An 11,556-nucleotide genomic window follows, 5' to 3' on the forward strand; every position below is an offset into this window, starting at 1 on the left:
CCACGCGGGTGAGGACCCTTCGGGGGACGTACCGCCGGTGACCGGGCCTTCGCGAAGGGACCGGCTCGTATACGGGATCGGCTCCCGCAAGGCATAAAAGGGGCCCTGCCGGTCTCGGCAGAGCCCCTTCAGCTGTTCCAGCCATACCGGCCGTACCGGTCATACCAGCTGTTCCGGCCGTTTCGGCCGTTGCGCGAGAGCGGCGGGCCCGCGTCCCCCCACGGGGGCTAGTGCGCCGCCGACTCCCAGTCCGCGCCCGCGCCGACCGACACGTCCAGCGGCGCCCTCAGCTGGACGGCGTGGGCCATCTCGTGGCGGAGCAGCTCCTCGACCGCCGCCCGCTCACCGGGGGCGATCTCCAGGACGATTTCGTCGTGGACCTGGAGCAGCATGCGGGACGTGAGGTCCGCCGCGCGCAGGGCGGCGTCCACCTTGAGCATGGCGATCTTGACGATGTCCGCCGCCGTGCCCTGGATCGGCGCGTTGAGGGCCATGCGCTCGGCCGCCTCGCGGCGCTGGCGGTTGTCGCTGTTGAGGTCGGGCAGATAGCGGCGGCGGCCGAAGAGCGTCGCCGTGTAGCCGGTCGCCCGTGCCTCGTCGACGGCGCGGCGCAGGTAGTCCCGCACTCCTCCGAAGCGCTCGAAGTAGGCGTCCATCAGGCCACGGGCCTCGCCCGCGTCGATGTTCAGCTGCTGGGAGAGGCCGAACGCCGACAGGCCGTAGGCGAGGCCGTAGGACATCGCCTTGATCTTGCGGCGCATCTCCGCGTCCACCGCGGCGGGCTCGACGCCGAACACCTGGGAGGCGGCCGTGGTGTGCAGGTCCTCGCCGGAGGTGAACGCCTCGATGAGGCCCGCGTCCTCCGACAGGTGGGCCATCACGCGCAGCTCGATCTGGCTGTAGTCGGCCGTCATCAGGGACTCGAAGCCCTCGCCGACGACGAAGCCGCGGCGGATAGCCCGGCCCTCGTCGGTGCGGACGGGGATGTTCTGGAGGTTCGGGTCGGTGGAGGACAGCCGGCCGGTCGCGGCGACGGTCTGGTTGAACGTGGTGTGGATGCGGCCGTCCGCGGCGATCGTCTTGATCAGGCCCTCGACGGTGACCCTCAGCTTCGCCTGTTCGCGGTGGCGGAGCATGATGACCGGCAGCTCGTTGTCGGTCTGGCCGGCGAGCCAGGCCAGGGCGTCGGCGTCGGTGGTGTAGCCGGTCTTGGTCTTCTTCGTCTTCGGCAGGCCCAGTTCTCCGAAGAGGACCTCCTGGAGCTGCTTGGGCGAGCCGAGGTTGAACTCGTGCCCGGCCGCCGCGTGCGCCTCCTTCACGGCCTGCTGGACGGCGCCCGCGAACATCTGCTCCATGGCCTCCAGGTGGGCGCGGTCGGCGGCGATGCCGTGCCGCTCCAGGCGGGCCAGGAGGGCGGAGGTCGGCAGCTCCATGTCGCGCAGCAGGTCGGCCGCGCCGACCTCCGCCAGCCGGCCGCGGAACGCCTCGCCGAGGTCGACGATGGTGCGGGCCTGCAGCATGAGGGCCTCGGCCTCGGCGCCGTCGTCCGCGCCGAAGGCGAGCTGGCCGTCGGCCGCGGCGGCCGGGGCCAGCTCACGGCCCAGGTACTCCAGCGACAGCGCGTCCAGGTCGAAGGAGCGGCGGCCCGGCTTGACGAGGTAGGCGGCGAGCGCCGTGTCCATGTCGACGCCGGCGACGGACCAGCCGTGCTCGGCGAAGACCCGCATGACGCCCTTGGCGTTGTGCAGGACCTTGGGGCGGTCCTCGGCGCCGATCCACGCCGCCCACGCGTTCTCGTCGGCCTCGTCGAGCTCCGCGGGGTCGAACCAGGCGGCCGCTCCCGCGGCGGCGGCGAGCGCGATCTCGGCGACCGAGCCGGCGCCCAGTGCCCATGCGTCGACGGTGGCGACGCCGAGGGTGTCGGTGCCGTGCTCCGCGAGCCAGCCGGCCAGCTCGCCGGTGCCCAGCACCGTGCCGTCCAGCTCCACCCCGCCGGTGATCACCGGCGTCGCCTCGGCCTCCTCGCCGCCGGGGTCGACGGCGAACAGCCGCTCGCGCAGGGACGGGTTCCTGATCTCCAGGGTGTCCAGGATCATCGCGACGGCCGTGCGGTCGTACGGGGCGCGGTCCAGGTCGACGACCGTCTTCGGCAGCTCGACGGTGCGGACCATCTCGGTGAGGCGGCGGTTGAGCTTGACGGCCTCCAGGTGGTCGCGCAGGTTCTGCCCGGCCTTGCCCTTGACCTCCTCGACGCGCTCGACGAGGTCCGCGAACGAACCGAACTGGTTGATCCACTTCGCGGCCGTCTTCTCACCGACGCCGGGGATGCCCGGCAGGTTGTCGGACGGGTCGCCGCGCAGCGCCGCGAAGTCGGGGTACTGGGCGGGCGTCAACCCGTACTTCTCGACGACCTTCTCCGGCGTGAACCGGGTCAGCTCCGAGACGCCCTTCGTCGGATAGAGCACCGTGGTGTGCTCGGACACCAGCTGGAAGGAGTCCCGGTCGCCGGTGACGATCAGCACCTCGAAGCCCGCGGCCTCGGCCTGGGTGGCGAGGGTGGCGATGACGTCGTCCGCCTCGAAGCCGTCCACCGCGAACCGGGACACGTGCATCGCGTCGAGCAGCTCGCCGATCAGCTCGACCTGGCCCTTGAACTCGTCCGGTGTCTTGGAACGGTTCGCCTTGTACTCGGTGAACTCCTCGGAGCGCCAGGTCTTGCGGGACACGTCGAACGCGACCGCGAAGTGCGTGGGCGCCTCGTCACGCAGGGTGTTGGCCAGCATCGACGCGAAGCCGTAGATCGCGTTCGTCGGCTGGCCCGTCGCGGTGGTGAAATTCTCCGCGGGCAGCGCGAAGAACGCGCGGTAGGCCAGCGAGTGCCCGTCCATGAGCATCAGGCGGGGCCGGCTGCCGGCGGGGGTGTCGGTCTGCTTCGCTGCTGTCTCTGCCACGCCCCCGATCCTGCCACGCCCCACTGACACTCGGTCCCGGCCGCCGCGGCGCACGGGGTTCCGCGGGCGGTCCGCCGCCTGCCGCAAGCTTTGCTGCCGCCCGCCGACCGGCCCGCACGTGAACGGTGCCGGTGCCCCGTGCGAGGATCGGTGGAGGTGTGTGGCACAGGCGAGCGAAGGAGAGCGCGCGATGGCAACGAAGCCGCCCAAGGCCGATCCGGTCCAGGACGCTCCGCAGGTCGCCGAGCCGAAGCACGTGGCGGCGGGCCTGCCGGCCGTCGGGCACTCCCTGCGGATGGCCCAGCAGCAGATGGGGGTGCGGCGCACCGCTCTGACCCTGCTGCGCGTCAACCAGAAGGACGGCTTCGACTGCCCCGGCTGCGCCTGGCCCGAACCCGAGCACCGGCACACCGCCGAGTTCTGTGAGAACGGTGCGAAGGCGGTCGCCGAGGAGGCGACCCTGCGCCGGGTCACCCCCGAGTTCTTCGCCGCGCACCCGGTCGCCGACCTCGCCGGCCGCAGCGGCTACTGGCTCGGCCAGCAGGGCCGCCTCACGCATCCCGTGTACCTCCCCGAGGGCGGAGAGCGCTACGAGCCGGTGACCTGGGAGCGCGCCTTCGACATCATCGCCGAGGAGACCGCCGCCCTCGCCTCCCCCGACGAGGCCGTCTTCTACACCTCGGGCCGCACCAGCAACGAGGCCGCGTTCCTCTACCAGCTCTTCGCCCGCGAACTCGGCACGAACAACCTGCCGGACTGCTCGAACATGTGCCACGAGTCGTCCGGCTCGGCCCTGTCGGAGACCATCGGCGTCGGCAAGGGCAGTGTCCTGCTCGAGGACCTCTACCAGGCCGACCTGATCATCGTCGCCGGGCAGAACCCGGGCACCAACCACCCGCGCATGCTGTCCGCCCTGGAGAAGGCCAAGGCGGGCGGCGCGAAGATCATCAGCGTCAACCCGCTGCCCGAGGCGGGCCTGGAGCGCTTCAAGAACCCGCAGACCGCCAAGGGCCTCACCGCGGGCGCCTCGCTCACCGACCTCTTCCTCCAGATCCGTATCGGCGGCGACCAGGCCCTCTTCCGCCTCCTCAACAAGCTCGTCCTCGACACCGACGGCGCGCTCGACGAGGCGTTCATCGCCGAACACACCCACGGCTTCGAGGAGTTCGCCGACGCGGCCCGCACCGCGGACTGGGACGAGACGCTCACCGCGACCGGCCTCACGCGCGCGGAGATCGAGGAGACCCTGCGCATGGTGCTCGCCTCCGAGCGCACCATCGTCTGCTGGGCCATGGGCCTCACCCAGCACAAGCACTCCGTGCCGACGATCCGCGAGGTCGTCAACTTCCTTCTGCTGCGCGGCAACATCGGCCGTCCGGGCGCGGGCGTGTGCCCGGTGCGCGGGCACTCGAACGTGCAGGGCGACCGCACCATGGGCATCTTCGAACGGCCCGCGCCGGCCTTCCTGGACGCCCTGGAGAAGGAGTTCGGCTTCGCGCCCCCGCGCGAGCACGGCTTCGACGTCGTCCGCGCCATCCGCGCGCTGCGCGACGGCGAGGCGAAGCTGTTCTTCGCGATGGGCGGCAACTTCGTCTCCGCCTCCCCGGACACCGAGGTCACCGAGGCGGCCATGCGGCGCGCCCGGCTGACGGTGCACGTGTCGACCAAGCTCAACCGTTCACATGTCGTGACGGGCGCGCGGGCCCTGATCCTGCCCACGCTCGGCCGCACCGAGCGCGACCTCCAGGGCGGCGGCGAGCAGTTCGTGACCGTGGAGGACTCCATGGGCATGGTGCACGCCTCACGCGGCCGCCTCGCGCCCGCGAGCGCGCACCTGCTGTCCGAGCCCGCCATCGTGTGCCGCCTCGCGCGCCGTGTGCTCGGCGAGGACAGCAAGGTGCCGTGGGAGGAGTTCGAGAAGGACTACGCGACGATCCGCGACCGCATCGCGCGCGTGATCCCCGGCTTCGACGACTTCAACGCGCGCGTGGCCCGCCCCGAGGGCTTCACCCTGCCGCACGCCCCGCGCGACGAGCGCCGCTTCCCGACGACGACCGGCAAGGCCAACTTCACCGCCGCCCCCGTCGAGTACCCCCGGCTGCCCGAGGGCCGCCTGCTCCTGCAGACGCTGCGCTCGCACGACCAGTACAACACCACGATCTACGGCCTCGACGACCGCTACCGGGGCATCAGCAACGGCCGCCGGGTGGTCCTGGTCAACGCCGAGGACGCGCGCGCTCTCGGGCTCGCCGAGGGCTCGTACGTGGACCTGGTGAGCGAGTGGCGGGACGGTGTGGAGCGCCGGGCGCCCGGCTTCCGGGTCGTGGTGTACCCGACCAGCCGGGGCTGCGCCGCCGCGTACTACCCGGAGACCAACGTCCTGGTCCCGCTGGACGCCACCGCCGACACCAGCAACACCCCGGCCAGCAAGTCCGTCGTCGTCCGTCTGGAACAATCGGCAACCGACTGAGCGTTTGCTTAAGTCACACCGACGTGTGATCGACGAACGGAGCCGGGCCCCATGGGCGAGCAGCAGCACGTGAAGTTCCCGCAAGAGGTCATCGACGAGTACGACGCCCTCGGCATCGACATCCTGGCCCTGTTCTCCGCCGGACACCTCGGCAACCGCATGGGCGTGGAGATCGTCGAGGCCTCCGCCGACCGGGTCGTCGGCACCATGCCGGTCGAGGGCAACACCCAGCCCTACGGCCTGCTGCACGGCGGCGCCTCCGCGGTCCTCGCCGAGACCCTCGGGTCGGTCGGGTCCATGCTGCACGGCGGCAGCACCAAGATCGCCGTCGGTGTCGACCTGAACTGCACCCACCACCGCGGGGTCCGCTCCGGCCTGGTCACCGGCGTGGCCACGCCCGTGCACCAGGGGCGCTCCACGGCGACGTACGAGATCGTGATCAGCGACGAGGAGGGGCGGCGCGTGTGCACCGCGCGGCTCACCTGTCTGCTGCGGGACGTACGGGCCGGCGACGGCGCGCAGGCGCGCGCCGCTCAGTGACGGTACCGGCGCTCCGCAGGCGCACGCTCCGGAGAGTCACCCGCGCGCGGCCGTTGCCCACCGCCACCGCGGCGGCCTAGCGTCGGGACATGACCACGGGAGGAACCCCCCGGGCGGGGGCGGCGGGGCGGCGGCCCGGACCGGCGTTACCGGCGGCGGCCGCGCTGGCGGCCTTGCTGGCGGGCCTGCTCGCGACCGCCTGCGGAGCTTCCGGGAGCGCCGGCGCGAGCGGCACCCGGTCGCCGTCCGCACCCCCGTCGCCGTCCACGTCCACCGCCTCACCCGAGGAACTGTGCACCCGTGTCGTCGCCCACTGGTCGCGCGAGGTCCTGGACAGCACCGCCTACGGGGACTACCAGTCGATGGGGCTGTCCAACGGGCAGTACGAGATCCTGCGGACCGTCGTGGACGCCGCGCGGACCGTGAAGAAGCGTCAAGGGGCCGACGCGGCGGACGAGTTGATCGGCCGCGAGGCGGCCGAGGGCTGCGCGGACCGGTACCGCTCCGGCGGCCCGACCGAGGGTCCCTGGCAGTGAGCGGCGTCGGCCCCGTCGAGCCCGGCGAGGGCACCCACGCGTGGGAGGCCCCCGACGCCGGCCGCAGCACCGCGGCCGCGCCCGGCCCCGCCGAAGCCCTCGGCGCGGCCGCCCCGACTCCCGCCGCCCGCCTGCTCCGTGGGCTCGGCCGCCTCCCTGCCGCGCACCGCCGGGCGGTGTCGGCCGTCCTCACCGCGGCGGTCCTCCTCGCGGGCGGCGGCTACCTCTGGGCGACGCGGCCGCACGAGGCCCAACCGGCGGCCTCCGCACCGCCGTTCCCGTCCCAGGTGGTGGACGTCGGCTACCTCGGCGAGGTCGCCGTACCGCCCGGCGCCCGCCCTCTCACCTTCGCCTTCGACATCGTGCTCGGCGTGGAGTCCGGCCCGCCGGTCACCGTGACCCGGCTCGCCCAGCCGTACACCGGACTTTCCCTGACCTCCGCTCCCCGGGCGCCCTTCAGGACAAAAGCGGGTTCCGCCCGCAAGGTCGTCATCACCATGCGGGTAACGGAATGCGGAAAAGTGCCGAAGAACGTCGGACTCCCTTTCGTGGACGTAACTCTACGTAATGCGCGCGCAATACAAGTCCACAGTTTCATCCTCGGCGCGCGCTATGCGCACGACCTGTCCGCGGCCGTACAAGTCGCCTGTAGCAACGAATCCGGTCATCACCAAAACGCCTGAGACACCTGAACGTACCCGGGTTCGTCCTGCACGTTCTCACCATGCGGACAGGGCGAATCGGCCTGAATTCAGCTGTTCCACCCACCAAGTACCGCTCTGCATTACCTCGTGTCATAACAAGAGCGTCACAGCATCGGTCAGACCCTCCTCCACGTCAGCTTCACCCGCTTAGAGTCACGCCCAGTCACCGCGCGGCTGGAATACCCCTTCGGCCCAGCGCTCGACTCGGCTTCTTCCAGGGGGGAGGGCCGCCCAGGGAAAGGACTGGAACGTGCGTCAACGTTCGCTCATCGCCATTACCGCCGCGCTGTCCGCAGGAGCACTCACCCTCACCGCTTGCGGTTCGCGCGACAGCGACGACAAGGGCTCCGACAGCGGTGGCACCACCGTCACCATCGGTATCGACGCCCCGCTGACCGGCGACCTGTCCGCGCTGGGCCTCGGCATCAAGAACTCCGTCGACCTCGCCGCCAAGACGGCCAACAAGCAGAAGTACGTCGACGGCGTCACCTTCAAGATCGAGGCGCTCGACGACCAGGCCCAGCCGTCCTCGGGCCAGCAGAACGCCACCAAGCTGGTCGCCGACAAGTCCGTCCTCGGCGTCGTCGGCCCGCTGAACTCCTCCGTCGCCGAGTCGATGCAGAAGGTCTTCGACGACGCCAAGCTCGTCGAGGTCTCCCCGGCCAACACCAACCCGGCGCTCACCCAGGGCACCGACTGGGCGACCTCCAAGAAGCGCGTCTACAAGTCGTACTTCCGCACCGCGACCACGGACGCCATCCAGGGCCCGTTCGCCGCGCAGTACCTGATCAACGACGCCAAGAAGAAGAAGGTCTTCGTCATCGACGACAAGAAGACCTACGGCGCCGGCCTCGCCGGAACCTTCACCGAGGAGTTCAAGAAGCTCGGCGGCACCGTGGCGGGCACCGAGCACATCAACCCGGACAGCAAGGACTTCTCGGCCATCGCCACCAAGGTCAAGAACTCCGGCGCCGACGTCGTCTACTACGGCGGCGAATACCCGCAGGCCGGCCCCCTCAGCAAGCAGATCAAGGCCGCCGGCGCCAAGATCCCCGTGGTCGGCGGTGACGGCATCTACAGCGCCGACTTCATCAAGCTCGCCGGCGCCACCGCCACCGGCGACCTCGCCACCTCCGTCGGCGCGCCGGTCGAGCAGCTCCCCTCCGCCAAGGAGTTCGTCGCCAACTACAAGACCGAGGGCTACAAGGAGGCCTACGAGGCCTACGGCGGCTACTCCTACGACTCGGCCTGGGCGATCATCGAGGCCGTGAAGAAGGTCGTCACCGACAACGACGGCAAGCTTCCCGACGACGCCCGCGCCAAGGTCACCGCCGCCATGCAGAACGTCTCCTTCGACGGTGTGACCGGCAAGGTCTCCTTCGACGAGTTCGGTGACGCCACCAACAAGCAGCTCACCGTCTACGCCGTCGAGAACGGTGCCTGGAAGCCGGTCAAGTCCGGCACCTACTCCGGCTGACCCACCCCGCATCACACGAGCCGCGCGGGGCGCTGTTCCACTGGCGCCCCGCGCGAACTCACATCCGGACACACACGTCGAAATTATCCGAACGTCTCGGAGGACATGCGGTGAACGAACTGCCGCAGCAGCTGGTCAACGGCCTGCTACTGGGATCCATGTACGGGCTGGTCGCCATTGGCTACACAATGGTCTACGGCATCGTCCAGCTCATCAACTTCGCCCACGGCGAGATCTTCATGACGGGCGCATTCGGGGCTCTCTCCGTCTACCTCTGGGTACTGCCGAACGGCACGACCATGTGGATAGCCCTGCCGCTCATGCTCATCGGCGCCATCCTGGTCGCCGTCCTCGTCGCCATCGGAGCGGAACGGTTCGCCTACCGCCCCCTGCGCGGCGCCCCCCGCCTCGCCCCCCTCATCACCGCCATCGGCCTCTCCCTGGCCCTCCAGCAGGCGGTCTGGGCCTGGTACCCCGAGGCCACCTCGGCCCGCACCTTCCCCCAGATCGAGGGCGGCCCCTTCCACATCGGCGACGTCACGATCCAGACCGGTGACATCTTCCTCCTCGCCGCCGCCCCCATCAGCATGGCCGTCCTCGCCTACTTCGTCATGAAGACCCGCACCGGACGCGGCATGCAGGCCACCGCGCAGGACCCGGACACCGCCAAGCTCATGGGCGTCAACACCGACCGCATCATCGTGATCGCCTTCGCCCTCGGCGCCGTGTTCGCCGCCATCGGCGGTGTCGCCTACGGCCTCAAGTACGGCCAGATCGACTACCGCATGGGCTTCATCCTCGGCCTCAAGGCCTTCACCGCGGCCGTCCTCGGCGGCATCGGCAACATCTACGGCGCCATGATCGGCGGCGTGGTCCTCGGCATCGCCGAAACCCTGGCCACCGCCTACATCGCCGACATCCCCGGCATGGACAAGTTCGGCAGCCAGTCCTGGGCCGACGTCTGGGCCTTCGTACTTCTCATCCTCGTACTGCTGTTCAGGCCACAAGGCCTGCTCGGCGAGCGCGTCGCGGACAGGGCGTGACACCGATGACCACACAGACCACCGCACCCGAGACCCCGAGCACCCCCGCCTCCGGGCCGGCCACCGGCCTCATCGGCATCCCGGCGCACCTCGGCCGCGCCCTCGCCACAGGCGGCGGCGCACTCACCGTCGTCTCCACCTTCCTCGCCTGGACCTGGACCTCCGCCTTCCCCGGCGACCTCACCGTCTACGGCTACCCCGGCGGCCTCCAGGTCCTCGCCCTCATCGGCGGCGCCCTCACCACCCTCTTCGGCCTCTCCTCCTACGGAGTGAAGGGCCTGCGCTGGCTCACCCCGGCCGGCTCCGACGGCGCGATCAAATTCGCCGCCCTCGCCGCCTTCGCCACCGTCTGGTACACGGTCATCGCCATCACCGTCGACCTCGGCGGCGTCGTCAACCTCGAGCCCGGCGGCTACATCGCCGCCCTCGCCAGCCTCGCCGCCTTCCTCGGCGCACTCGCCCTCCCCTTCGAGCGCCCCGAACCCGAACCCCACGACCCGGACGACACCGGCTGGGACCTCGTCCGCCACCGCCTGCGCACCGGCCGGGACACCACCAAGGCAGCCTTCGCCGGCGGCACCGCCCGCCCCCTCGGCACCCTGCCCTCCTACGCCGAGATCCTGATCATCGTCGCCGTCCTCGGCCTCGGCCTCACCGTCTTCACCTACGGCATCGGCACCGAGTACGACGAACTCTTCATCGGCTTCCTGATCACCGCCGCCTTCGGCTTCGCCGCACTCAACAAGTCCGGCCTCGTCGCCCAGGCCAGCCAGATCACGGCCCGCCACCAGAACATCACCATCTGCGGCGCCTTCGTCGCCGCCGCGATGTTCCCCTTCACCCAGACCGACGACCAGTACGCCACCGTCGGCGTCTACATCCTCATCTTCGGCACCGTCGCCCTCGGCCTCAACATCGTCGTCGGCCTCGCCGGCCTCCTCGACCTCGGCTACGTCGCCTTCCTCGGCGTCGGCGCCTACGCCGCCGCGATGGTCTCCGGCTCCCCCAGCTCCCCCTTCGACGTGCACTTCCCGTTCTGGGCCGCCGTCCTCGTCGGAGCCGCCGCATCCCTCGTCTTCGGCGTCCTCATCGGCGCCCCGACCCTGCGACTGCGCGGCGACTACCTCGCCATCGTCACCCTCGGCTTCGGCGAGATCTTCCGCATCACCGCCAACAACCTCGACGGCACCTCCGGCCCCGACATCACCAACGGCTCCAACGGCATCTCCTCCATCCCGAACCTCAACATCCTCGGGTTCGACTTCGGAGCCGAGCACGCCATCGCCGGATTCACCATCGGCCGGTTCGCCAACTACTTCTTCCTGATGCTCGTCATCACCGCCATCGTCGTCCTGGTCTTCCGACGCAGCGGCGACTCCCGCATCGGCCGCGCCTGGGTCGCCATCCGCGAGGACGAGACCGCCGCCCTCGCCATGGGCATCAACGGCTTCCGCGTCAAGCTCATCGCCTTCGCCGTCGGCGCCTCCCTCGCCGGCCTCGCCGGCACCGTCCAGGCCCACGTCACCTACACCGTGACCCCCGAGCAGTACCTCTTCGCCGGCCCCATCCCGCCCAACTCGGCGTTCCTCCTCGCCGCAGTCGTCCTCGGCGGCATGGGCACCATCAGCGGCCCCCTCATCGGCGCCGCACTGCTCTTCCTCATCCCCAACAAGCTCCAGTTCCTCGGCGACTACCAGCTCTTCGCCTTCGGTCTCGCCCTCATCCTGCTGATGCGCTTCCGCCCGGAGGGCCTCATCCCCAACCGGCGCCGCCAGCTCGAATTCCACGAGGACGCGGAAGCTCCCACCGTCCTGACCAAGGCAGGGGCCTGACCA

At 70.6% G+C, this 11,556-nt stretch carries 8 protein-coding genes; 7 read left to right on the forward strand and 1 reads right to left on the reverse strand.

Going from position 1 to position 11,556, the window contains the following annotated elements; all coding sequences use genetic code 11:
- Window positions 1-227: 227 nt before the first annotated feature.
- Window positions 228-2,951, reverse strand: a complete 2,724-nt coding sequence (gene polA / locus ASD48_RS01280; RefSeq protein ID WP_057599467.1) for a DNA polymerase I — start codon at window positions 2,949-2,951, stop codon at window positions 228-230.
- Window positions 2,952-3,141: 190 nt separating this feature from the next.
- On the opposite strand from polA, the gene ASD48_RS01285 reads away from it, so the two are divergent.
- From ASD48_RS01285 to ASD48_RS01315, 7 genes are all read left to right on the forward strand, one after another.
- A complete protein-coding gene (locus ASD48_RS01285) occupies window positions 3,142-5,421 on the forward strand; it encodes an FdhF/YdeP family oxidoreductase (RefSeq protein WP_057599468.1) in 2,280 nt (759 codons plus the stop codon).
- A gap of 51 nt (window positions 5,422-5,472) precedes the next feature.
- Complete coding sequence (locus tag ASD48_RS01290; protein ID WP_057599469.1) at window positions 5,473-5,961, forward strand: hotdog fold thioesterase; 489 nt, start codon at window positions 5,473-5,475, stop codon at window positions 5,959-5,961.
- Window positions 5,962-6,050: 89 nt separating this feature from the next.
- The gene (locus ASD48_RS01295; protein ID WP_242432481.1) at window positions 6,051-6,497 is read left to right on the forward strand and encodes a hypothetical protein; all 447 of its coding nucleotides are present in this window, start codon (window positions 6,051-6,053) and stop codon (window positions 6,495-6,497) included.
- Window positions 6,494-7,180 (forward strand): hypothetical protein, encoded by a 687-nt coding sequence (locus ASD48_RS01300; protein ID WP_057599470.1) that lies wholly within the window; start codon window positions 6,494-6,496, stop codon window positions 7,178-7,180. Before ASD48_RS01295 ends, ASD48_RS01300 begins: the two co-directional genes overlap by 4 nt.
- 271 nt (window positions 7,181-7,451) lie before the next feature.
- Window positions 7,452-8,678 (forward strand): branched-chain amino acid ABC transporter substrate-binding protein, encoded by a 1,227-nt coding sequence (locus ASD48_RS01305; RefSeq protein WP_057599471.1) that lies wholly within the window; start codon window positions 7,452-7,454, stop codon window positions 8,676-8,678.
- A gap of 110 nt (window positions 8,679-8,788) precedes the next feature.
- Window positions 8,789-9,721 carry a branched-chain amino acid ABC transporter permease gene (locus ASD48_RS01310; protein ID WP_020131828.1) on the forward strand — a complete coding sequence of 311 codons (933 nt, stop codon included), beginning with the start codon at window positions 8,789-8,791 and terminating at the stop codon, window positions 9,719-9,721.
- A gap of 5 nt (window positions 9,722-9,726) precedes the next feature.
- Window positions 9,727-11,553, forward strand: a complete 1,827-nt coding sequence (locus ASD48_RS01315) for a branched-chain amino acid ABC transporter permease (protein ID WP_057599472.1) — start codon at window positions 9,727-9,729, stop codon at window positions 11,551-11,553.
- The last annotated feature ends 3 nt before the right edge of the window (window positions 11,554-11,556 follow it).

It is taken from the genome of Streptomyces sp. Root1310, from assembly GCF_001426425.1.
In the GTDB taxonomy this organism is placed as follows: Bacteria; Actinomycetota; Actinomycetes; order Streptomycetales; family Streptomycetaceae; genus Streptomyces.

Excerpts from the sequence above, each read along its gene's own strand:
- ASD48_RS01285 (WP_057599468.1), top strand. The coding sequence starts at position 3,142 with ATGGCAACGAAGCCGCCCAAGGCCGATCCGGTCCAGGACGCTCCGCAG.
- ASD48_RS01290 (WP_057599469.1), top strand. The coding sequence starts at position 5,473 with ATGGGCGAGCAGCAGCACGTGAAGTTCCCGCAAGAGGTCATCGACGAG.
- ASD48_RS01295 (WP_242432481.1), top strand. The coding sequence starts at position 6,051 with ATGACCACGGGAGGAACCCCCCGGGCGGGGGCGGCGGGGCGGCGGCCC.
- ASD48_RS01315 (WP_057599472.1), top strand. The coding sequence starts at position 9,727 with ATGACCACACAGACCACCGCACCCGAGACCCCGAGCACCCCCGCCTCC.